This is a genomic window from Curvibacter sp. EU05-FHT14A10, from assembly GCF_058791075.1.
On sequence record NZ_JBYTDE010000021.1, the window covers coordinates 1 to 22,315 of the forward strand.

Annotated in this window: 25 protein-coding genes and 1 pseudogene; 8 read left to right on the forward strand and 18 right to left on the reverse strand. The window is 63.4% G+C overall.

The window, feature by feature from the left end:
- The 9 genes and pseudogenes from AC3WUT_RS26400 to AC3WUT_RS26440 all read right to left on the reverse strand — a co-directional run.
- A pseudogene (locus AC3WUT_RS26400) lies at positions 1–74 on the reverse strand (GTP-binding protein); the annotation flags it as partial.
- 145 nt (positions 75–219) lie between these two features.
- The gene (fusA, locus tag AC3WUT_RS26405) at positions 220–2,322 is read right to left on the reverse strand and encodes an elongation factor G (protein WP_492350044.1); all 2,103 of its coding nucleotides are present in this window, start codon (positions 2,320–2,322) and stop codon (positions 220–222) included.
- Positions 2,323–2,391: 69 nt separating this feature from the next.
- A complete protein-coding gene (gene rpsG, locus AC3WUT_RS26410) occupies positions 2,392–2,865 on the reverse strand; it encodes a 30S ribosomal protein S7 (RefSeq protein WP_019577824.1) in 474 nt (157 codons plus the stop codon).
- Between the two features lie 199 nt (positions 2,866–3,064).
- Positions 3,065–3,442: a 30S ribosomal protein S12 gene (gene rpsL, locus AC3WUT_RS26415; RefSeq protein ID WP_017759704.1), complete on the reverse strand. Its 378-nt coding sequence runs from the start codon at positions 3,440–3,442 to the stop codon at positions 3,065–3,067.
- 293 nt (positions 3,443–3,735) lie between these two features.
- Positions 3,736–4,893 (reverse strand): D-alanyl-D-alanine carboxypeptidase family protein, encoded by a 1,158-nt coding sequence (locus AC3WUT_RS26420; RefSeq protein WP_492350045.1) that lies wholly within the window; start codon positions 4,891–4,893, stop codon positions 3,736–3,738.
- 103 nt (positions 4,894–4,996) lie between these two features.
- On the reverse strand, positions 4,997–5,632 hold the full coding sequence (locus AC3WUT_RS26425) for an alpha/beta hydrolase (RefSeq protein WP_492350046.1): 636 nt from the start codon (positions 5,630–5,632) through the stop codon (positions 4,997–4,999).
- A gap of 70 nt (positions 5,633–5,702) precedes the next feature.
- Entirely contained in the window at positions 5,703–6,101 is a 399-nt protein-coding gene (locus AC3WUT_RS26430) for a (2Fe-2S) ferredoxin domain-containing protein (protein WP_492350047.1), read from the reverse strand.
- Positions 6,102–6,145: 44 nt separating this feature from the next.
- Positions 6,146–7,258, reverse strand: a complete 1,113-nt coding sequence (locus AC3WUT_RS26435; protein ID WP_492350048.1) for a VanZ family protein — start codon at positions 7,256–7,258, stop codon at positions 6,146–6,148.
- The gene (locus tag AC3WUT_RS26440) at positions 7,258–7,686 is read right to left on the reverse strand and encodes a CopD family protein (RefSeq protein ID WP_492350049.1); all 429 of its coding nucleotides are present in this window, start codon (positions 7,684–7,686) and stop codon (positions 7,258–7,260) included. The genes AC3WUT_RS26435 and AC3WUT_RS26440 overlap by 1 nt, the downstream gene beginning before the upstream one ends.
- A 122-nt stretch (positions 7,687–7,808) precedes the next feature.
- Here AC3WUT_RS26440 and AC3WUT_RS26445 point away from each other — a divergent pair, with 122 nt between their 5' ends.
- From AC3WUT_RS26445 to AC3WUT_RS26455, 3 genes are read left to right on the forward strand one after another with little or no spacing between them, the layout of a single operon-like run.
- Positions 7,809–8,039 carry a hypothetical protein gene (locus AC3WUT_RS26445; protein ID WP_492350050.1) on the forward strand — a complete coding sequence of 77 codons (231 nt, stop codon included), beginning with the start codon at positions 7,809–7,811 and terminating at the stop codon, positions 8,037–8,039.
- Positions 8,040–8,053: 14 nt separating this feature from the next.
- Positions 8,054–9,073, forward strand: coding sequence for a porphobilinogen synthase (hemB, locus tag AC3WUT_RS26450; RefSeq protein WP_492350051.1), 1,020 nt, complete (start codon positions 8,054–8,056; stop codon positions 9,071–9,073).
- Between the two features lie 18 nt (positions 9,074–9,091).
- Entirely contained in the window at positions 9,092–10,201 is a 1,110-nt protein-coding gene (locus AC3WUT_RS26455) for a magnesium transporter CorA family protein (RefSeq protein WP_492350052.1), read from the forward strand.
- Between the two features lie 18 nt (positions 10,202–10,219).
- On the opposite strand, the gene AC3WUT_RS26460 is transcribed toward AC3WUT_RS26455, so the two are convergent.
- Together AC3WUT_RS26460 and AC3WUT_RS26465 are read right to left on the reverse strand one after the other, a co-directional pair.
- Entirely contained in the window at positions 10,220–10,891 is a 672-nt protein-coding gene (locus tag AC3WUT_RS26460) for an LON peptidase substrate-binding domain-containing protein (protein ID WP_492350053.1), read from the reverse strand.
- Positions 10,892–10,958: 67 nt separating this feature from the next.
- Entirely contained in the window at positions 10,959–11,642 is a 684-nt protein-coding gene (locus AC3WUT_RS26465; RefSeq protein ID WP_492350054.1) for a dienelactone hydrolase family protein, read from the reverse strand.
- A 149-nt stretch (positions 11,643–11,791) separates the two neighbouring features.
- On the opposite strand from AC3WUT_RS26465, the gene AC3WUT_RS26470 reads away from it, so the two are divergent.
- The 5 genes from AC3WUT_RS26470 to AC3WUT_RS26490 all read left to right on the forward strand — a co-directional run bounded on the left by AC3WUT_RS26470 (position 11,792) and on the right by AC3WUT_RS26490 (position 16,276).
- Positions 11,792–12,538, forward strand: a complete 747-nt coding sequence (locus AC3WUT_RS26470) for an SDR family oxidoreductase (protein ID WP_492350055.1) — start codon at positions 11,792–11,794, stop codon at positions 12,536–12,538.
- Between the two features lie 20 nt (positions 12,539–12,558).
- Positions 12,559–13,050 (forward strand): MaoC family dehydratase, encoded by a 492-nt coding sequence (locus tag AC3WUT_RS26475; RefSeq protein ID WP_492350056.1) that lies wholly within the window; start codon positions 12,559–12,561, stop codon positions 13,048–13,050.
- 64 nt (positions 13,051–13,114) lie between these two features.
- A complete protein-coding gene (locus AC3WUT_RS26480; RefSeq protein WP_027477393.1) occupies positions 13,115–13,738 on the forward strand; it encodes a MarC family protein in 624 nt (207 codons plus the stop codon).
- Between the two features lie 177 nt (positions 13,739–13,915).
- Positions 13,916–15,502 (forward strand): methyl-accepting chemotaxis protein, encoded by a 1,587-nt coding sequence (locus AC3WUT_RS26485; protein ID WP_492350057.1) that lies wholly within the window; start codon positions 13,916–13,918, stop codon positions 15,500–15,502.
- A 183-nt stretch (positions 15,503–15,685) separates the two neighbouring features.
- Positions 15,686–16,276, forward strand: a complete 591-nt coding sequence (locus tag AC3WUT_RS26490; protein ID WP_492350058.1) for an OmpW/AlkL family protein — start codon at positions 15,686–15,688, stop codon at positions 16,274–16,276.
- Positions 16,277–16,452: 176 nt separating this feature from the next.
- Here the strand turns inward: AC3WUT_RS26490 and AC3WUT_RS26495 are convergent, their stop codons facing one another.
- The 7 genes from AC3WUT_RS26495 to AC3WUT_RS26525 form a co-directional block, all read right to left on the reverse strand.
- Positions 16,453–16,950: a hemerythrin domain-containing protein gene (locus AC3WUT_RS26495; protein WP_492350059.1), complete on the reverse strand. Its 498-nt coding sequence runs from the start codon at positions 16,948–16,950 to the stop codon at positions 16,453–16,455.
- 169 nt (positions 16,951–17,119) lie between these two features.
- Positions 17,120–17,305: a hypothetical protein gene (locus AC3WUT_RS26500; protein WP_492350060.1), complete on the reverse strand. Its 186-nt coding sequence runs from the start codon at positions 17,303–17,305 to the stop codon at positions 17,120–17,122.
- A gap of 262 nt (positions 17,306–17,567) precedes the next feature.
- Positions 17,568–18,227 carry an ABC-type transport auxiliary lipoprotein family protein gene (locus AC3WUT_RS26505; protein WP_492350061.1) on the reverse strand — a complete coding sequence of 220 codons (660 nt, stop codon included), beginning with the start codon at positions 18,225–18,227 and terminating at the stop codon, positions 17,568–17,570.
- A 23-nt stretch (positions 18,228–18,250) separates the two neighbouring features.
- Entirely contained in the window at positions 18,251–19,234 is a 984-nt protein-coding gene (locus tag AC3WUT_RS26510; RefSeq protein WP_492350062.1) for an MlaD family protein, read from the reverse strand.
- 25 nt (positions 19,235–19,259) lie between these two features.
- Positions 19,260–20,084 carry an ABC transporter ATP-binding protein gene (locus AC3WUT_RS26515; protein WP_492350063.1) on the reverse strand — a complete coding sequence of 275 codons (825 nt, stop codon included), beginning with the start codon at positions 20,082–20,084 and terminating at the stop codon, positions 19,260–19,262.
- The gene (locus tag AC3WUT_RS26520; RefSeq protein WP_492350064.1) at positions 20,084–21,235 is read right to left on the reverse strand and encodes an MlaE family ABC transporter permease; all 1,152 of its coding nucleotides are present in this window, start codon (positions 21,233–21,235) and stop codon (positions 20,084–20,086) included. The genes AC3WUT_RS26515 and AC3WUT_RS26520 overlap by 1 nt, the downstream gene beginning before the upstream one ends.
- Before the next feature lie 136 nt (positions 21,236–21,371).
- Complete coding sequence (locus AC3WUT_RS26525) at positions 21,372–22,283, reverse strand: LysR family transcriptional regulator (RefSeq protein WP_492350065.1); 912 nt, start codon at positions 22,281–22,283, stop codon at positions 21,372–21,374.
- Positions 22,284–22,315: the final 32 nt, after the last annotated feature.

Consider the following 22,315-nt stretch of genomic DNA (forward strand, 5'->3'; position numbering starts at 1 on the left):
TTGCCGTGGTCAACGTGACCGATGGTGCCGACGTTCACGTGCGGCTTGGTACGTTCAAACTTGCCTTTTGCCATTTTCAATCTCCAAAAAGAGCGATCCCGTGTGTGGTTTTACGTCTGCATCCAGTTGCTCAATCCCTTCGCACGGGGACAAAGGGGCACCGGATCGCAGACAAATGAGGATGCCCCGCCACCTCTGCAGGCGCGGGGCAAGTGCCAATTACTTGGCGCGGGCTGCCACGATGGCCTCAGCCACGTTGCGCGGAGCTTCGCTGTAGTGCTTGAACTCCATCGTGTAGGTCGCGCGACCTTGCGACATCGAACGCAGCGTGGTCGAGTAGCCGAACATTTCCGACAGCGGCACTTCGGCCTTGATGGCCTTGCCACCACCGACCATGTCGTCCATGCCCTGAACCATACCGCGACGGCTGGACAGGTCACCCATCACGTTGCCGGCGTAGTCTTCAGGGGTTTCGACTTCCACAGCCATCATAGGCTCCAGAATGACCGGGCTGGCCTTGCGGCAACCTTCCTTGAAACCGAAGATGGCAGCCATCTTGAACGCGTTTTCGTTCGAGTCCACATCGTGGTACGAACCAAAGGTCAAGGTGACCTTGACGTCCACCACCGGGTAGCCGGCCAGCACACCACTGTTCAAGGCTTCGATCACACCCTTTTCAACGGCAGGGATGTATTCGCGAGGAACCACACCGCCCTTGATGGCGTCGACGAATTCAAAACCCTTGCCCACTTCGTTCGGCTCGACAGTGAACACCACGTGGCCGTACTGACCCTTACCGCCCGATTGACGCACGAACTTACCTTCGACGTCAGAAACCGACTTGCGGATGGTTTCGCGGTAGGCCACTTGCGGTTTGCCCACGTTGGCTTCCACACCGAATTCGCGCTTCATGCGGTCAACGATGATTTCCAGGTGCAACTCGCCCATACCGGCGATGATGGTCTGGCCCGATTCTTCGTCGGTGTTGACGCGGAAAGACGGATCTTCCGAAGCCAGACGTTGCAGGGCAATGCCCATCTTTTCCTGGTCAGCCTTGGTCTTGGGTTCCACAGCCTGACGGATCACAGGCTCAGGGAACACCATGCGTTCGAGCATGACGATGGCATCAGGATCGCACAGGGTTTCACCGGTGGTGACGTCCTTCAAGCCCACGCAGGCAGCGATGTCGCCAGCGCGGATTTCGTCCACTTCCTGGCGCTCATTGGCGTGCATCTGCACGATACGACCAATGCGCTCCTTGCGGCCCTTCACCGGGTTGTAGACCGTGTCGCCCTTGCTCAGAACGCCGGAGTAAACGCGAACGAAGGTCAGCTGACCCACGAACGGGTCGGTCATCAGCTTGAATGCCAGGGCCGAGAACTTCTCGCTGTCGTCGGCCTTGCGGCTGACCGGCTGCTCGTCATCGTCCGTACCCTTCACCGGCGGAATGTCCACAGGCGAAGGCATCAGTTCGATCACGGCGTCCAACATGCGCTGCACACCCTTGTTCTTGAAGGCGGTACCGCACAGCATCGGTTGGATTTCGCAGGCGATGGCACGGGTACGCAGGCCGTGGGTGATCTCTTCTTCGGTCAAGTCACCTTCTTCCAGGTACTTGTTCATCAGCTCTTCCGAAGATTCGGCTGCAGCCTCGACCATCTTTTCACGCCATTCCTTGGCGGTTTCCAGCAGGTCGGCCGGGATCTCTTCGAAGTTGAACTTCATGCCTTGCGAGGCTTCATCCCAGATGATGGCCTTCATCTTGCGCAGGTCCACAACGCCCTTGAAGTTTTCTTCAGCGCCGATGGGGATCACGATAGGCACAGGATTGGCCTTCAGGCGCAGCTTCATCTGGTCCACGACCTTGAAGAAGTTGGCACCAGTACGGTCCATCTTGTTCACAAAGGCCAGACGCGGCACCTTGTACTTGTTAGCCTGACGCCACACGGTTTCAGACTGGGGCTGCACGCCACCCACAGCGCAGTAAACCATGCAAGCACCGTCCAGCACGCGCATCGAGCGCTCAACTTCAATGGTGAAGTCAACGTGGCCGGGGGTGTCGATGATGTTGATGCGGTGCTCGGGGAAAGACATGTCCATGCCCTTCCAGAAGCAGGTCGTGGCAGCCGAGGTGATCGTGATGCCGCGCTCTTGCTCTTGCTCCATCCAGTCCATGGTGGCTGCGCCATCATGCACTTCACCGATCTTGTGGTTCACACCGGTGTAGAACAGGATACGCTCGGTGGTAGTGGTCTTACCGGCGTCAATGTGAGCAGAAATACCGATGTTGCGGTAGCGCTCGATGGGGGTCTTGCGGGACATGAAATTTCTCCGTTAATCGCTGAGAGCCCGCACAAAGGCGGGCTCTCAGACGCGAGGGGATGGATCTATTTAGAAGCGGAAGTGGCTGAAAGCCTTGTTGGCTTCGGCCATGCGGTGAACTTCATCACGCTTCTTCATGGCACCACCACGGCCTTCGGTGGCTTCGAGCAGTTCGTTGGCCAGACGTTGGGCCATCGACTTTTCGCCACGCTTGCGGGCGGCTTCCTTGATCCAGCGCATGGACAGAGCCAGACGACGAACAGGGCGGACTTCCACAGGCACTTGGTAGTTGGCACCGCCGACACGGCGGGACTTCACTTCGACCATGGGCTTCACGTTGTTGATGGCAACCGTGAAAGCTTCCAGGGCGTCCTTGTCAGGGTGCTTCTTGGCGATCAGGTCCAGAGCACCGTAAATGATGCGTTCTGCGACCGCCTTCTTGCCGCCTTCCATGATCACGTTCATGAATTTGGACAGCTCGACGTTACCGAACTTCGGGTCCGGCAGGATTTCACGTTTAGGGACTTCGCGACGACGTGGCATTTCTTCACCTCTATGCTTCAGTTGGCACCATTTCAGGTACCGCGAGTGCCATGGGGCAACTCACTTACTCGACCCCGCGCCAACATGGCACTGTTCGGGTCACTACGTCTGAAGGCCAGCCAGGCCATTCAAACACCGATGTTTTTCAAAGCTGTGACGCTTTCGGGAACCATTCACCCGTGGCTGACAGCAAAATTGCTTAGGCCTTCTTCGGGCGCTTCGCGCCGTACTTGGAACGCGATTGCTTGCGGTCTTTCACGCCTTGCAAGTCGAGCGAACCACGCACGATGTGGTAACGCACACCGGGCAAGTCCTTGACACGACCGCCGCGAACCAGCACCACGCTGTGTTCCTGCAGGTTGTGGCCTTCACCGCCGATGTAGGAGATCACCTCAAAACCGTTGGTCAGGCGCACCTTGGCAACCTTACGCAGAGCGGAGTTAGGCTTCTTGGGAGTCGTGGTGTACACACGAGTGCACACGCCACGACGCTGGGGGGAGTTTTGCATCGCGGGGCTCTTGGACTTGGTCTTTTCGACCTCGCGCCCCTGACGCACGAGCTGGTTGATGGTTGGCATGAAACGTCCCTAAACGTTTGAAAATTACAAAAAAGCCGAGCAATCGACACCGCACGGCACTGCACACGCGTGAAACGCACCTGCCTGATCACCATGCCGAGCCGCGAAAACCGCTGGAGCAAACCACCGAGCCGTCCAAACGGATCACTCAGCAGTCACTGCGGTCATACAGCCCATGCAAGTCAAATCAGATTGACGCGCAAATGTGCAACCCTTCGGAAATTCCGAAAAGCCTTCTAATGTATCAGGTCAGGCTTTTGGGGGCAAGTACGGCTTGACAAAGCCTCCCCCCATCACTTGATCCAGAGTCGCAGAGCGTCCCAGGCTCGCCCCATGACGCCGGCCTGCTCGACGCCGTCCAGGGCCAGCAGCGGCACGTCAAGCAAGGGTTGATCGGCCAAGCTGACTTTCAGGGTACCGATGCCCTGCCCCTTCTGCAAAGGGGCCACCACCGGGTCGGGCCTTGTCACCAGGGTTTGCAACTTGCCGGCCTGACCTGCAGGCACCGCCACCACAATCGCCTCCGGACGGCCCAGGCGCGCCGTGCTCTCCTTGCCTTTCCAGACACTCGGCGTCACCACAGGCTGGCCCGCGTCGAACAGTTTGACGGCTTCGTAGGCCGTATAGCCCCAATTCAACAGCTTCTGACTTTCATTGGCCCGCGCATTCTCACTGGCCGCCCCCAGCACGATCGACAGCAACCGTCGCCCCCCCACATTCGGAAAGTCTCTTTTGGCCGTGGCAATCAAACAATAGCCTGCCGCATTGGTATGGCCAGTCTTCAAGCCATCCACCGTCGGGTCACGAAACAGCAGCAGGTTGCGATTGCTGGCGTTCGTGGCAGGCGAGCCCTCATAGCGGTATTGCCTGATGGCGTAGTAGCGGAGGTAGTCCGGAAAATCAAGGATCAGGCGGGTGGCCAGAATGCTCAGATCACGCGCCGTGCTGGTATGGCCAGCCTCGACCATGCCTTCAGGGTTCTTGTAAACGGTGTTCTTCATCCCCAGAACCTTGGCCTGGGCATTCATGAGTTCGACAAAGTGCTCGGCCGAGCCTCCCACCCCTTCCGCCAAAGCCATGGTGGCGTCATTGCCGGATTGAACCACCATGCCCTTGATCAAGTCCTCTACCGGCACCTTCATCTTGGGGTCAATGAACATGCGCGAACCAGGCATCTTCCAGGCTCGGTCGCTGACCGGCAGTCGCTGCGCGAGCTCGATCCGCCCAGCCTTCAGCGCATCAAAGACGAGGTAGGCCGACATCAGCTTGGTCAGAGAAGCCGGCTCGACCGGTGAGTCGATGTCTTTCTCCGCCAGGATCTGATGGGCCGTCACATCCATCAGCAGGTAGGAGCGGGCCGCCAGTTCCGGCACCTGAGGTGCCTGCGCCCCAGCACGAAGCGAGGCGACGATGAGGATGGAGGCCAGCAGGGGCTTGAAAAAAGAATTCATGCGAAGAGCGCGTACGCAGAGCCGAAGAACACAGGGACCGCGAAGGCGCAGCCAAACCATGAGAGCGCCCAACGCACCCCAAAGTTCATGGCTTCGCACGTCGTCAGGGACGTAAATGGCGCATCACCAGCGCTTTCAACAACGGCAGCTGACCGTGAAAGAAATGCCCCCCTCCGGGCACCACCATCACCGGCAGCGCCTGAGGACGCGCCCAATCCATCACCGCCGACAGGGGCACCGTATCGTCCTGCTCACCATGCAGAACCAGCGCCCGCTCATGCAATTCTGGCGTCAGCTCGGCCACCTGGAAGCGTGAGGCAGCGGTACCGACCAAGACCGCCCGGTCCACCTCGCGACTGGAGCAGACAGCCTTGAGGGCATGACTGGCCACATAGGCGCCAAAAGAGAACCCTGCGATGGCAATGGGCCCATGAGGCGCCTGCTGCTCCAGGACGGCCAGAAAATCGTCGATCTCCCCACGCCCCTCATCCCAGACGCCAGCGCTGCCCCCCACCCCCCGGAAGTTGAATCGGACGGCATCCCAACCCGACTGAACGAAGGCACGCGCCAAGGTCTGCACCACCTTGTTGTCCATGGTGCCGCCAAACAGCGGATGCGGGTGGGCGATGATGGCCACCCCTCTCGGGGCGCCACCTTCTGGCACAGAGGCCGAGTCGCGCAAGCCTTGCAGAGCGCCGGAAGGCCCCACGAGTTCAAGCTTCAAGGTTTGGGCATTCATGGCGATACCTTCTCAAACAGAACCGGGTCGCTCCGCCAGGATGCGACCCGGTTCGATATCCAACAACAAATCAACGTCCGAGATGGGGCGGCGTCAGAAGTCGTTCCACCACCTTGCCGTTCTTGAGGTGGGATTCCACGATCTCATCGACGTCGCTGGGGTCCACAAAGGTGTACCAGACCGCCTCTGGGTAGACGACCGCCACGGGCCCACCAGCACAGCGATCCAGGCACCCGGCCTTGTTCACGCGCACCTGGCCAGGCCCCGCCAGCCCGGCTGCCTTGACCTGAGCCTTGCAGCGGTCAAAGGCCTCTTTGGCTCCGTGGTGAGCACAGCTGTCCTCACCATTGATGCGCTCGTTGAGGCAGAAAAAGATGTGCCGCTCGTAATAGGAGGGCTGCGCAGCCAGCTGCGGCGCGCCATCGGCAACAGCGCCAGTGGCGGCCTTGACGGTAGAGGATTCGGACATGGCGCCATTTTAGAGAGAAGCGGCCCCAGGGCATCGCTCCGACCTCAAACCGGCTCGCGCCGGGCCATCCAACTGACCAGATAAACCAGCGTGGCATAAGGCCACAACCAGCCTACCCATTGCGCCAAGCCATTGAACCGGATGAAGCGCCCCTGCTCCCAGGTCTGCAGGGTCTGGGCAAAATAGGCACTGGTCGGCGATTGATTCAAGATAGACAGGTGGATGCCCAGTGCCAGCAGGCACAAAGCAGCACACCCCCGACGAGTCAGCCACAGCGATGGCAGGGCCAGCAACACCGCCAGCACCAGGCCCAGTTGCACCGGCAGACTCAGCCAGCTCCAGGCGTGCACCGGGCCGTAACTCAAGGCGGCCGACAAGGCGGTGAAACCCAGGCCCACCCCCAACACCAGCACCAGCATGGCCAGACGCCTGGGCAAGGACCGGACAATGCTGTAGGCCAGCAAGCAAGGCACCAACGCCCCCAGCGCCACACAGAGCAGTTCGGCACTCGGGATCAAAGGCTGCAGCTCCACATCTCGCACAGGCAGCCAATCCAGCAAAGGCGTATCAGCCAACCAGTCGGCCAAACCCTCTTCGACCCGCTCCATGACCTGGCCCAAGCCCAAAGGGACCGCCGCCGGGAACAGCAGGCCCACCGGCCACAAGGCCAGCAGCACCAAGGCCCCACGCGCCTCCGGCACGAACCAACGCGCACGGAACAGGGTCCAGCGATCCAACGCCCCCAGGCGCTCCAAACCCCACGCCGCCATGGCCCCCACAATCCCACCCAACCCGTTGAGGAACAAATCCACATTGGAGGGAACCCGCGAGGGCAGATAGCTCTGCAAACTCTCCATCACCAACGACAGGCCCAACGCCACCCCCACCGCCAACAGCAGCGGGCGAGCCAACCTGCTGCGCAGCCCCCCCAGAGTGATCAGAAAGCCCAAGGGGCCATAACCCAGTGCGTTCGACAGAACGTCAAAACCGGTCCAGTACCGAGGCAAGGGCGCCAGCAGGAATGCAAAAGGCGAGATACCCTGGGTGCGCCACTCACCAAACGGGTACAGGCTGGCATAAACAATCAGCGCCGCATACACCTGGGCCAGAGGCCAGGCTGCGCTTTTGTGTTCAGACACGGCACCCGCCTCCGGCATCAAAAGGGCTTGACCACCACCAGCACCACAGCAAGCAGCATCAGCAGCACCGGCGCTTCATTGAACCAACGGAACCAGACATGCCCGCGTCGGTTCTGATTGGCCACAAACTGGCGAAGCAATCTGGCACAGACATGGTGATAAGCCAGAACCAGCAGCACCACCATCAGCTTGGCATGCATCCAGCCGTTGCCCGGCCCGCGGCCAATGCCATACCCCAGCCAGAGAACAGCGCCCAGGGCCAATGCCGGAACGGCCAGCAAGGTGGTGAATCGCAACAATTTGCGGGCCATCAGCAACAAACGCTCTCGCTCGGCCACAGAACCCACCGGCACCATGGCCAAATTGACAAAAATGCGAGGCAGGTAGAACAGACCGGCAAACCAGCTGGCCACGAAGACGATGTGAAAGGCTTTGATCCAGAGCATGGCCTCAGTGTAGGGCCAGATCCCAACCTGTCCAGAAGCACCACGGCAAGCGATGCCAAGCCTTGTGTTGACACAGGGCAGGCAAAAAAAAACCCGGCCATCGGCCGGGTCAGGAAGCCTTTTTGCTGTCACACATCAAGGCACCCGCTCAGGGAGGAAAAGCGGGGAGCAGCAAGCTGCCCAGGGGTAATTTAGCAAAGTCACTGACCAAACTCAAGCAGGAAATTCAGATTTACATTGAATTTCGTCAGAAAAAAGCCGCACGTCGCCGCAAATTACCGGATATCCAACATGGAAATGATATTTTTGAAACAACCATTCCGCTGCGTCATTTACTGAACGACGAGGTATGAGGCACAATTTTCGAATGACCTCCCATCTCCTCCACCCCACCCCCTTCCCCGCCAATCGCCCGCGCCGCCTTCGGCGCGACAACTTCACGCGCAACCTGGTCCGCGAGCACCGCCTGAGCGCCCATGACCTGATCTACCCCGTGTTCGTGCATGAAGGCCAGAACCGCCGCGAGGCCGTGGCCTCGATGCCTGGCGTCGAACGACTCAGCCTGGACCTGCTGCTGCGCCAGGCCGAAGAATGCGCTCGCCTGGGCATCCCCGTGATGGCCCTGTTCCCCGTGATCGATGCGGCACTCAAAACCCCCGACGGCAAAGAAGCGCTGAACCCGGACGGCTTGATCCCACGCGTGGTGCAAGCCCTCAAAAAGGAAGTGCCCGAGTTGGGCATCATGACCGACGTGGCGTTGGACCCTTTCACCAGCCACGGTCAAGACGGCCTGCTCGACGACAGCGGCTACATCCTCAATGACGAGACCACCGAGGTACTGGTGGGCCAGGCGCTGGTCCAGGCTCAGGCCGGGGTCGACATCGTGGCCCCCAGCGACATGATGGATGGCCGCATTGGCGCCATCCGCGACCAACTTGAAGCGCAGGGCCTGATCCACACCCGCATCATGGCCTACAGCGCCAAATACGCCAGCGCCTTCTACGGCCCTTTCCGTGACGCCGTGGGTTCGTCCGCCAACCTGGGCAAGAGCAACAAGAAGGTCTACCAGATGGACCCCGGCAACAGCGACGAAGCCTTGCGCGAAGTGGCCCTGGACCTGGCCGAAGGCGCCGACATGGTGATGGTCAAACCCGGCATGCCTTACCTGGACATCGTGCGCCGCGTGAAGGACCAGTTCCATGTGCCCACCTTTGCCTACCAGGTCAGCGGCGAGTACGCCATGCTGAAGGCCGCCGCCCAGAACGGGTGGCTCGATCACGATGCCGTGATGCTGGAAAGCCTGCTGGCCTTCAAACGGGCCGGTGCCGATGGCGTACTCACCTACTTCGCCATCGACGCCGCCAAAGCCCTGCAACAACAAGCCTGAGGGCACGCAGCCGCCCCCATGCGCATTTTCTCGATCCAAGGCTCGAACATCAGCGAGACCGACACCCTGCCAGGCCATTTGCCCGAGCAGGGCTACCTGTGGCTGGCCTGCTCGCACGAAGAATTCGAGCACCTGCAAGGTCGCCTGCAAGGGGCCTTGCAGGCCTGGACGGGGTTGCAACTGGTGGATCTGCACATCTCCGACCTGCTGAACAAGCAGTTGCCCTCCCACTACGACTACACCTCGCAATACGATTTGCTGGTGTTTCGCAGGCTGGCGACCCGCCACGGTGAAAGTGATGGTGCCCATTCGGGTGAGCCGCTGGTGCGCACACCGGCCCGCGGCGGCCCACCCGTGCTGCGCCGCATCGACACCAGCCCGGTGGGCTTTGCCTTGTTCGACCATTTGCTGCTCACCGTGCACCCGAGCGACTGCAGCGTGCGCGAGGCCTACGCCGCGCGTCTGCTCAACCACGGCCATGCCGATCCGCGCCCCACCGGCTCACGCGTGCCGGCCAACCCGGCCGATCTGATGCTGCGGCTGGTCAATCTGATGGTGGACGGCTACCTGGAGCTGCGCCGTGAACTCACGCGCCAGCTCGATCACTGGCAAAGCTCTCTGCTCAAACCCGGCACCCGCTTCAACAACTGGAGCGCCCTGCTGGAGGCCCGGCTGTCACTTCACCAGCTTGACGAGATCTGCGAAGACCAGCGCGCCGCCATCCAGGACTGGATCGATGCCCTGGAAACCTGGCCCGACGCCCAAACCCCGGCTGAACAGCGCGAGCGTGACCTGTTGAAGGTGCGCAGCCGCGACGTGCTGGAGCACATTGAGCGCGTGGTGCACCATGTGCGTCGGCTGGAACAAAGCGCCGAGACCGCCGTGCAAATGCATTTTTCAGCCCAGAGCAACCGCACCAACGACATCATGCGCACCCTGACGGCGCTGACGGCCGTGTTCCTGCCTTTGAATCTGATCGCAGGCATCTTCGGCATGAACTTCGAATTCATTCCTCTGGTGCACCGGGAAACCGGCTTCTGGTGGGCCATGGGCACCATGGGACTGATTGCACTGGGCTTGATCGTGGTGTTCTGGCGCAAGCAATACCTTGCCCGCTCCAGGCGCTGAACCAGGCCTGGCCCCCGATCAGTGCGGGTCCGGCGGCGTCAGGCCGTGATCACGCTCCAGCAGATCTGCCACCAGCTCCAGGCGCAGCAGAGGGCTTTCCAGGCTCATCAACTGCTGCATCTGGGCTGCCGGCAAGCCCAGCAGCTCACACCAGCGGTTGGCCAGCCAGCCCGCGTCATGCCACTGATAAGGCTGGCGGACCGGCAACTCCAGCCCCGCCTGGGGCTGCCGCTGCACTTCGGCTTCGCCCTGGGCCACCAGGGCCTGCAGCGCGCGCTGCACGTGCAAGAGGTGATCAGGCACGGCCACCAGCGGGTCGTCCGGCAACCATTCGGCCACCGGCGCCACCCACAGCCCATGCTTGAGACGCTGCGGTGTGGCCAGGCGAAACCGCTGCCCACCCTCACAACGGATGAACATCAACCCGGGTTGGGGCCGCTCCAGCCCGACGATGTGCGCCAGAGTACCCACCCGTTGGAAGGCCTCTGGTGCAGAGTCCCCTGCGCGCTGCACCTCCTGGCCTTGTAGCAACGACACCACGCCAAAAGGCCGCCCCTCGCGGTGGCATTGGCCAATCATGTCCAGGTAGCGCACCTCGAAGATCTGCAGCGGCAACCATCCCCCCGGAAACAACACAGTTTGCAGGGGAAACAGAGGCAGCGCCTCATTGACGGGGGGCAAGGAACTCATGGCAGGAGACTCGATGGACAGGTGGCGCGGAAGCCGTGATTGTCACCGCGCCAGCGCCACAGGCCCCTCAAGCCAGATGCTGCGCAAAGAAGGCCAGCGTGCGTTCACGGGCCGTGTTCGCAGCCACCTCGTCATACGAGCCACGCTGATCGCAATTGAACCCGTGGTTGGCAGCATAGACGTGCACCTGCACCTCAGGGTGGGCGGCCCGGAACACCTCGACCGACTCCAGCGGAATCCAGTGGTCCTTGTCACCAAAGTGCGCCAGCACCGGCACCTTGGGCTGACGCGCCACTTCGTCGGGTGTGGTCACGCCACCGCCGTAATAGGCCACAGCAGCGCTCAAGCCCGTGAGCGCCACGGCCGAGCGCCAAACCAGCAGGCCGCCCCAGCAATAACCGACGATGCCCACCTTGCCGGCACGGGCCGCATGGTCGATGGCGGCCTGGATGTCTTGCAACACGCCGGGGGCAGGCAGGGCTTCGACTTCGGTCTTGTAGCCAAAACCCTCACCCATGTCGGCCTCGGAGTAGCCCAGTTCCACCCCGGGTTTGACGCGGTTGAACGTGGCCGGCGCCACGGCCAGATAACCCTGGGCGGCATAGCCATCTGCCACCGAACGGATGTGCGAATTGACACCGAAGATCTCCTGCAGCACCACGACAGCCCCCTTGGGCGTGCCGGCGGGCTGCGCCACATAGGCGGGGAACACATGGCCGTCAGCGGCCTTCAGATCGATGAATTGACCCATGGAAAACTCCTGTTGGAAAGTACATGCAAACGGCACACCCGACAAAGACCGGGCTCTGCCGACACCCGACGCAAAATAGCGGGCACACGCGTCGCCGGGCACAGGCGGCTTTTTACCCCAATTGACCCCATCTGGCTGGAGACATGGATATGAGCAAAGTAGTGTTGATCACCGGCGGCAGCCGCGGCATCGGCGCAGCGACCGCCTTGCTGGCGGCGCAGCAGGGCTACGCAGTGGCCGTGAACTACACGGCCAACTCCCTGGCCGCCGATGAAGTGGTCCGCCAGATCCGCGCCAGTGGTGGGCAGGCCGTGGCGGTGCAAGCCGACGTGGCCGACGAAGCTCAGGTGCTGGGCATGTTCGCCAAGGTCGATGCCAAACTGGGGCGTCTGAGCGCCCTGGTGAACAACGCCGGCGTGGTCGATGTGACCGCCCGGGTCGAGGACATGAGCGTGACGCGCTGGAAACGCATGTTCGACATCAACGTGATCGGCACCATGCTTTGCGCCCGTGAGGCGGTGCGCCGCATGAGCCGTCGCCACGGCGGCGACGGCGGCGCCATCGTCAACGTCTCCAGTGCGGCGGCCCGCCTGGGCTCGCCCGGCCAGTACGTGGACTACGCCGCGGCCAAGGGCGCCGTGGACGCCTTCACCATCGGCCTGGCCAAAGAAGTGGCGGCCGAAGGCATCCGTGTCAATGCGGTGCGGCCCGGGCTGATCGAGACCGACATCCATGCCTCAGGCGGCCTGCCCGACCGGGTGCGCGACCTGGCCCACCTGGTGCCCATGCAGCGCGGCGGCAGCGCCGAGGAAGTCGCGCAGGCGATTGTGTGGTTACTGTCTGACGCGGCAAGCTACACCACCATGTCGCTGCTGGACGTTTCTGGCGGCCGTTGAGACAACCAAACAAACCTCTCATGACCCAAGCAAGCTCGATTCGGTATTACTGGGAAGACCTGCACGTCGGATTTCAGAAAGACCTTGGCACCATCTCCCCCAGCCGGGAAGACATCATTGCCTTCGCCAGCCAGTTCGATCCCCAGCCCTTTCACCTGGACGACGAAGCCGCCAAGGCCTCGGTGTTCGGGGCCTTGTGTGCCAGTGGCTGGCACACCTGCTCCATGGCCATGCGCCTGATGGTGACCCACTTCCTGCGCGAATCATCCAGCCTGGGCTCACCGGGCCTGGAGGGCATCAAGTGGCTCAAACCGGTGTTCCCCGGCGACACGCTGCGCCTGCAACACACCGTGCTGGAAAGCCGTCCCATGAGCAAACGCCCCGACGTGGGCCTGGTGCGCACCCAATGGGAGATGTTCAATCAGCATGGCGACAAGGTGCTGCACATGGAGGGGTATGGCATGTTCCGCCGTCGCAACCCCGCCGTCGCACCGGCAGAATCCGCCAATTGACTCATGGAAAGCACCGTGTAGCGGTTCATGGTTTCCGAAAGGTCGATGTGCGAGACTCAAGCGCATGGACTTTAAGCCGCTTGTCACCCTGCTCGCCATCGTCAACCCGCTGGCGATTGTTCCTTTCTTCATCCACTACACGCAGGACTTCACGCCTGCCCAACGCCGACGCACCATCGGCATCTCGGCCATCAGCACTTTTGCGGTGATCGCCATCAGTGCCATCCTGGGGCTGCAGATCCTGGATTTCTTCAGCATCTCTCTGCAAAGCTTCCAGGTCGGGGGAGGCACGCTGCTGCTGATCGGCTCGATCAACATGCTCAACGCCCAACCAGCCGAAGCCAAGTCGAATGCCGACGAGGTCAATGATGCCGCGGCCCGAGCCTCGATCGCGGTGGTTCCCCTGACCATTCCCCTGTTGACCGGCCCCGCCACCATGTCCACCGTGGTGATCTATGCGGACAAGGCCCATACCTTTTGGCAACACGCCGCGCTGGTGGGCTATGGCGCCGTGATCGCCCTGGCCACGGCCGTGTGCTTTTCGCTGGCCGAACCCATCGCCCGCATCCTTGGCAAAACCGGCATCAACGTGATGACCCGCCTCATGGGCCTGATCCTGGCCGCGCTGTCGGTGGAAGTGATGGCCGATGGCCTGGGCAAACTGTTTCCCATCCTGATGAGCCGCTGAGCCAGCAAGCCCAAGGGGCACGCGATTGATATCGGTCAAGGAAACCCCAAGCACCCAAGCGGTGCATGGCCTGCGTTTCTAGAATCGCTGGGACGCCGCCTGACCATCCGTCCCGACCGAGAAGCTGGTTTCAGCCGTCAGGCCACCAGGCTGCGTCGCAGTCACAGGACCCTACCCATGCAGAAACTCCCCATTGGCACCCGGCTTGCGCTGGGCTTCGGCCTTTTATTGCTGCTCACGCTGCTCAACACCGGCCTGGGCAACTGGCAGTTGCAGACCGCCACCGAATCCACCCAGGCCATCATCGACCAGCCCCTGGCCAAAGAGCGCCTGATCTCGGACTGGTACCGTCTCATTCACAGTGCCGTGCGCCGGACCACGGCCATTGCCAAAAGCACCGACCCCTCACTGGCCACCTTCTTTGCCGATGAGCAAAAGCAATCGGCGGCCGACACCACCGCCATCCAGAAACAGGTCGAAGGCCTGATGGTCAGCGCCGAGGAAAAGCACCTGTTCGCCGAGATCTCAGAACTGCGCAAGGGCTACGTGGCGGCGCGTGATGACGTGATCCGCCTCAAACGCGATGGCCAGGGTGCCGAGGCCGACAAGCTGCTTGAAAGCGCCTTCCTGCCCAATGCCAGCCGGTATGTGGAACGTGTCAAGACTTTGCTTGAAATGCAGCGCAAGGCCCTCGATCAGGCCGCCACCCCGATCCGCGAGGCCAACGACCGCGCGCGCCACCTGATGTGGCTGCTGGGCAGCCTGTGCCTGGGCGTGGGCGTGGGCTGTTCGGTGCTCATCACGCGCAGCATCACCCAACCCGTGTCGCGCTCGCTCAAGGTGGCGCAACAGGTGGCCTCGGGCGATCTCAGCCCGTTGCCCCAGCATCAGCTGGCCATACGCGACAGCCGGGATGAGACCAGCCACCTGCTGCAGGCCCTGGGCACCATGCAGGCCTCGCTGACCCGGGTGATCCTGGGCATTCGCCAGTCAGCCGACAGCATCGCCACCGCCAGTGCCGAGATCGCCACGGGCAACCACGACCTGTCGGTGCGCACCGAGCAGACCGCGGCCAGTCTGCAGCTCACGGCCTCGTCGATCGAACAGCTCACCGGCAATGTCAAGCAGACCGCTGACGCCGCCCACACCGCCAGCGGTCTGGCCTCCCACGCCACCGAAGTGGCCTCTCACGGCGGGGCCGTGGTGGCCCAGGTGGTGAGCACCATGGAAGCCATCAATGCCAGCTCGCGCCGGATCGCTGACATCACCGGCCTGATCGACAGCATCGCCTTTCAGACCAACATCCTGGCGCTGAATGCTGCGGTGGAGGCCGCCCGGGCCGGCGAGCAAGGCCGTGGCTTTGCCGTGGTGGCCAGCGAAGTGCGCACCCTGGCCCAGCGCAGCGCAGAAGCGGCCCGCGAAATCAAGGGACTGATCACCAGCAGCGTCGAACGGGTCGAGGACGGCACCCGCCAGGTGCATGAAGCGGGGCGCACCATGGAAGACATCGTCAGCGCAGTCCAGCGTGTCACCACAGTGGTGGCCGACATCGCGGCCGCCGCAGCCGAACAATCCCAGGGCATTTCGCAGGTGAACAGTTCAGTGGGCCAGCTCGATCAGATGACGCAGCAAAACGCGGCCCTGGTGGAGCAATCCGCCGCCGCCGCCCAGAGCCTGCGCGAGCAGGCCGAACGCCTGACCCAGACCGTGGCCACCTTCAGCCTGAGCGCCAATGCGCCTGCACAGGTGCTGTTGCCGGGCTGAAAACAAGCACAAGCCACAGGGTCTGGAAAACCACCGAAGCCCCGCAAACTTGATGCAGCGCAAACAAATGACACCCTCGACCTCGAGTCGGTTTTGAATTTGACATTCCGCAAGGTTTGACCGGGGTGATTTGAATTTAATAGCGATACGGGGGCCGTCCCCGGTGATGTGAGAAAGAACACCATGAAAAAGCAAGTGATGGCTGTCGCCGCCCTGTGTGCACTGATGTCTGGCGCGGCCTTCGCCCAGCAAGCCGAAGGCCCCTGGCTGGTGCGCGCCCGCGCCGTGAATCTGCAAGCCTCCAACGGCGACACGACCGGCCTGGGTCTGTCGACCAACAACAAGTGGCTGCCTGAAGTCGACTTCACCTACTTCATCAACAAGAACATCGCTGCCGAGTTGATCCTGACTGTGCCGCAAAGCCAGACGCTGTACTCGAACGGCGCGGCCATCGGCTCGTTCAAGCACCTGCCGCCGACCCTGACGCTGCAATACCACTTCGACATGAACGGCTTCAAGCCCTATGTCGGCGCCGGTATCAACTACACCCGCCTGAGCAGCATCAACCTGCCCGCCGGTGTGAGCGTGGACAGCAACAGCTTCGGCCCCGCCCTGCAAGCCGGTGTGGACATTCCTGTGGGCAAGAATTTGTACGTCAACTTCGACGTGAAAAAGGTTTACATCCGCACGGATGTGAGCGCCGCTGGCAGCAAGTTGGGGACCTTCAAGGTGGACCCCCTGCTGGTGGGTGTGGGTCTGGGCTGGCGCTTCTAAACCATCGCCGCATACGCCCAGTTGAGGCCAGCAGGTGCAAGCCTGCTGGCTTTTTTGTTGCCTGGGCCGTTTCACACGAACAGCATCGACTCAAGCAGACAACAAAAAACCCGCCGAGCGGGTTTTTGTTTGGGGGCCAGACTCAGCCCCAGGTCAAAGCGGCCCTCAGGCGGCGATCAGGCCGCCAGCGTTTCTTCTGCCGTGTCAGAGCAGGTCGACCCGCCGCAGCCATGGATCTCACCCTGGGGCAGGGCATCGGGCGATGCCACGACGCCGGTCTCGGCGTCGTAACCCACGCGACGCAGGTGCAGGGCCAGGGCCGCATCCATGGATTGAGCATGCTGCGGAAACCAGATGGCCAGTTCAGAGGCCATCTGCCGCACCACGGCCAGATCACCTGCGGCACCGCGCACCGCACCTTCGCGCATCACCTGCAGCACCACCTTGTGCTGCATGGTGTGGCAGTTGGACGACGAGAAGCGGGTGTCCTGCATCCAGCGGTCTTCACGGCCGAAGTGATCATCCGTGTGGTCCACCAGCACCTGCCAATGTTGCAGCAGGGTGTCGTCAGGGGCTGAGGCCACGACCGCCAGCAGATCGACGAACTCGCGGTGGGTGTCGTCCATCAAAGGCAGGTCCAGCGACAGGGCGTCGCTCCATTCGAGCTGGTTCATGAGCGGTTCTCCGGGTGTGCGCAATCGCGGCAGCATAAGCGCGAGCGAACGCCCTGGATTTGATCCAGGTCAGCCAGCCGGCAGGGTGACCGTCAGCAGGCTCGACACCCCCTGTTCAAAGTCTCCCTTGGGTCGCGCAGCGAAATCAGGCGAGACATTGAACAGGCTCTCAGGGCTTGCGACGGGTGCGTTGGGCCAGCGAGGGGGCCGCCTTGAAAGGCCAGGCCACCGAGGCTTTGGCCCAAGCCGGGGTGGCCGGCGCATCGGATCCGGGCAAGGGTTGGGCGGCACGCGCGGGTGGGGTCTGGGTGGAAGCGCTGCCCTTGGGCGGCGCGTTCTTCCTGGTGTCTGACATGGAACTCCCTCGGGGCGTGATCGCCCTCATTGATCTGAGTGGATGGCGCGCGGCAGGCGAAGTTCCCCGGCCGCTGATGGAGGGCCCGTGACCAAGCCCTGGCCCAGGCAACCATCGGTCAAGTTGACTGCACCAATGGACTCAACGACGATGCCCATCGCGTGGTTGACGCATGCGGGGACTCAGACACATCATTTTCAAACACCAGCACGGTGTTCACCCAGTCTGGCTTTGCCAGACCGGACGGCGCTCATCCCGGTGCTCAGCGAGCCCGCTCCAGCCACTGCCCCAAGGTGCCGGCCACCTGATCGGTGGCCCGTGTCAGTGCGAGCACGCCACCGACCGCATCGGCACTGGTCGCCGGTTCGTGCGCCGTGAAGACCTGCTGGGCCAGCAGGGTTTCACCCGCAGGGCTGTTATCGACCAGGGTGGCGCGCAGGCGCACCAGCGCCTGGCTGTGGCTGGGGCTGTCAAACACCTGGGTGAACTCCTCCAACTCAAGGCGCAGCACCCGCACGGGCTGGTTGTCGGCACGCTTGAGCGCTGCACTCTCGCCCGCACTCATGACCGTGTAGCGCGTCGACAGGTGATCGCGCAGGCGCTGCCGGATCAGCTGAGCGGGCGGCAAGGTCCAACGGGCCTGCGCATACGGGCGCAGTTGCTGATCGCCCGCGTAGGCCAGCCGATACAGCACCGCACTGGAGCCCTCGAACACGCCCACGGGTTCCAGGTCGGCCAGTGCCAGCACTGGCAAGGGTTTGGCGGGCGGGGCGACCGCATCGGCCTGCGCCAGGCCGGGGCCGAAATCGTACTGGGCGGGGCGCACAGGGCGCTCCGGCAGGGCAGAGCAGCCGGCCAGCAGAAGGAAGGCCGCAGCCCAGGCAGCCGACAGCACCCGGCGATCCGTCAAATAGGGGGTCATGGCAAGGTTCTCCTGGATCTGGTTCACGGGCGGGTCAAGACAGCCGGGGCCCGAAAGCCGGGCTCACCCGGGCCCGGCTCGACCAGGCCATGGCCGAACAACAGCGATTGCGGGTTGTCATTGATGCCGGTGACGGTGCGCCCCAACTGGCGCGCGGCACGGGCGCTGTCTTCAGTGAAACGGTTGACCCGCGGCAAGGTGGTCGAGCCCAGGGTGTCCGTGACATGGGACAAGGCTTCGGTGCCTTGCGCGATGCGGTCCAGCGGGCCGTCCTTCTCGTTCAAACGATGCGCCGTCTGCGCGATTTCGCCCGACATGCGCCCCACTTCGGCAGCGCTGTTCTGCACGGCCCGCAGGGTCTGCGAGGCATCCCGCGTCAACGCAGGCACCGCCGCCAGCGCAGGCTCCACGTGGGTCTTCACCGTGCTGTTGAGGGTGGCCGTGATCTCGGCCACATTGGCCGAGGCCTGCCCGATGTTGGCCAGCATCAGCGACAGGCGTTTCTGGTTGTCGTCCGACAAGGTCTGAGCGATGCGCTGGGTGGCATCCTGGATCTGGGACAGCAGCTCAGGGGCCTGTTCGGTGAGCTTGCCCAGTTGCGAGGTGACCAGGGGCAGGCGCGGCAGCCCATCTTCGCCACTGGGCAAGGGCTCCTGGGCCTGGCCCGCGTCGTCCAGCAGCACATAGGCCAGGCCTGTGACCCCCTGGTAGGCCAGGGTGGCAAAGGTGGTCGCGGTCAGGGGGGTCTTTTCCTCCACCGAGATGCGGATCAGCACATTGCCCTTGGCTTCGTTGTCGAAGCCGATCTGGGTCACCTTGCCCACGGCCACCCCCTTGTAGCGCACGGGGGCCTGGGGCTGCAGGCCGGTGACGCTGTCACGGGTCGAGAGCTCCCAGGACTGGTAGCGCCCCTTGTCCCGCGTGAGCCAGAAGCCCAGTGACAGCAAGAGCAGGGTGACCACCAGCACAAAGGTGCCGGCGGCCATGGCGTGGGATTTGTTTTCCATGTGCGGTGTTCCTCGAACGTGGGCTTCAGGGGATGGTGGGGGCCGGGGCCATGGCCCGGCGCCCGCGCTCGCCCTGGAAGAAGTCGTGGATGAAGGGGTGGTCCAGGCCGGCGACCACCCGCGGCGTGTCGGTGAACAGCACTTTCTGGCTGGCCAGCACAGCCACCCGAGTGGACAGCGCGAACAGCGTGTCCAGATCGTGCGTGACCATGATCACCGTCAGACCCAGCTCGGCGTGCAGGTCCTTGAGCAGGTCGCAGAAGTCGTCAGACGCGTGGGGATCCAGGCCTGCGGTGGGTTCGTCCAGCAGCAGCAAGGGCGGGTCCATGATGAGGGCACGCGCCAGTGCCACCCGCTTGATCATGCCGCCCGACAGATCCGAGGGGCGCTTGTGGGCATGCTGGGGACCCAGGCCCACCATCTGCAGCTTCACGTAGGCGGCGTCGGTCACCACATCGGCCGGCAGCGTGCCCAGCTCTCGCAAAGCAAAGGCGATGTTCTCGAGCACGCTGAAGGCCGAAAACAAGGCCCCTTGCTGAAACAGCATGCCCACGCGGCTGGAGGCGCCGTGGCGGCCCAGCTCGGCCGCCGGCTGCCCCAGCACCTGCACACGCCCCCGCGCGGGATGCTCCAGGCCCAGCATCTGGCGCAGCAGCACCGTCTTGCCGGTGCCCGAGCCCCCGACCAGGGTCAAGACCTCGCCGCGGCGCACCTGCAAGGCCAGGTCGCGGTGGATCACCACCTCGGATTCGCCACGACCGAACACGGTCCACAGGCCCTCGATGTCCACCACGGGGGCGGCATCGGCCGGTGGGGCCAGGTTGGCCAGAGGCATGACCGTTGCGTTCATCAGATCCCCACGTCCTTGAACAGGATGGCGAACAGCGCGTCCACCAGGATCACCACGGTGATGGAAGTCACCACCGACGCCGTGGTGCCCTGCCCCAGGCTCTCGGTATTGGGTTTGACCCCCAGGCCGTAATGGCAGCCCACCAGGGCGATCAGGATGCCGAACACCACCGACTTGCCGGTGGCCAGCAACAGATTGCTGGCCTCGACCGCCGCCGGCAGCGCCTGCATGAAAAATGCCGGGGTCACCTTCAGGGCCAGATCGCTGGCGAGCATGCCGCCGGCCAGCGAGGCCAGGGTGGTCCAGACCGAAATCAACGGCATGGCGATGGCCAGCCCCAGCGCCCGCGGCATGACCAGCCGGAAGCCGTGGGCGATGCCCATCACCCGCATGGCGTCCAGCTCTTCGGTGACCCGCATCACGCCGATCTGCGCCGTGATCGCCGAGCCTGAGCGCCCCGCCACCAGGATGGCGGCCAGCAGGGGCCCCAACTCGCGGATCAGTGAAATGCCCAGAATGTTCACGATGAAGGCTTCGGCACCGAACTGGCGCAGTTGCAGCGCCATCAAGTAGGCCAACACCACGCCGATCAGAAAACCCACCAGCGCGGTGATCGGCATGGCCGTGGCCCCCATCTGGTACAGGTGGCCCGACAAATCCCGCCAGGGGGCGTCGCGCGGTGCCCGCAGCAATTGCATGACATCCAGCAACAGCTGCCCTTGCATGCGCACGTAGTCACGCGCATGGCCCAGGCCTTTCAATACCCGCCCCCCCAGGTGGTCGATGGCCGAACGGGTGCCATCGCCGGAGGCCTCGGTCCGGTCCTGCCCAGGCGGCAAGGTCAGGCGCGCCACGCGTTCCAGCATCTGGCGCTGCAAGGCATCGATCTGCAACTGCGCCGGCCACTGCATTCCCCATTGGCGCCACAGCAATTGCGCCCCCACGTGGTCCAGCCGCTGCAGGCCGCTCAGATCCCATTGCACCGGCCCGGCAGGGCCACCGCGCGCCGGTGCCAGGGCCTGCAGAAGCTGGTGTGCCACCCCTCGATCCGCCAGCGCCGCGGCCGTCCAGTGGCCGATGGGCGCGGCACAGCGCCCACCGGCGGTGTCACGCCATACCAGGCTGGGGGAAGACGGGGAGGTGTCGGTCACAAGGCAAGGGGGAGGTCAAAACTGTCACATCGTAACGCCAGCCAGCCCGGGCTCTCAAGGGCGCCACGGCACAGGATCAAATAGATTGCAAAGCGACACAAAGCTGACGTTTGGACAACACGCCAAGACCACGCGCTCAGGCCCAGACCGCCGCCAAAGCCGCACAGGCACAGGCCAGCACCGGGTCATCACGCCGGGCCGCCGGGTACACAAAGGCCAGGTCGCAATCCAGGCTGACGGCATCTGCAATCACCAGCCCTCGGGCCTGGCTTTCGCGCATGGCAATGGAGTCACGCACCAGGCTCAGGCCCACACCGGAGCGCACCAGGTCCAGCATGCTGGACTCCTGGTCCACCAGGGCCACCCAGCGGGGCTCCAGACCGGCAGGCGAACCGACGCCCATGACCCGCGCCAGCAGCCGATGGTGGGCCGATGCGGGCGGCGTGGCCAGCCAGGGCAGGGCCGCCAGGCCCTTCCAACCACGCCCCTGCACCTGCGGCCCCCAACCCGCCGGCGCCAGCACCCGGTAGGTGAACCGGGTCAAGGTGAGCTGGGTCAGGGGCTCGGGGGGTGGCTGATCCGGTTCGGCCAGGTAGAAGCCCCCATCCAGCGCATTGCGCTGCACGGCATCCCAGACATCGCCGCTCATGGCCTGACGCAATTCGGTGCGGACCTGCGGGGCGGCCTCGACCAGGTGCTTGAGAAAGGCGCCCAGGCGGGTGAACTCGGGGTCGAGGATGGTGCCGATGCGCAGGCTGCCGCGCACGGTGTGGTGCAGACGCTGGGCCGCCTGGGCAAAATCGACCAGCGCGCCCAAGGCCCGCTCGGCCTGGGGCAGCAAGGCAGCACCATCGGCGGTCAGCACCAGGCCACGTGGGCTGCGGCTGAACAGGCTCAAACCGGTGGCCTGGGCCAGCGCCTTGAGCTGCAGGCTGACCGCCGGCTGCGACAGGTGCAAGCGGGCCGCCGCCCGCGACACGCTGCCCTCGCGGGCCACCATGACGAAGGCGCGCAGGCTTTGAGGGTCGGTCATGAGGGACGGTGACATGGGCGCAATCCCTTCGTGATATTTGCCATTCT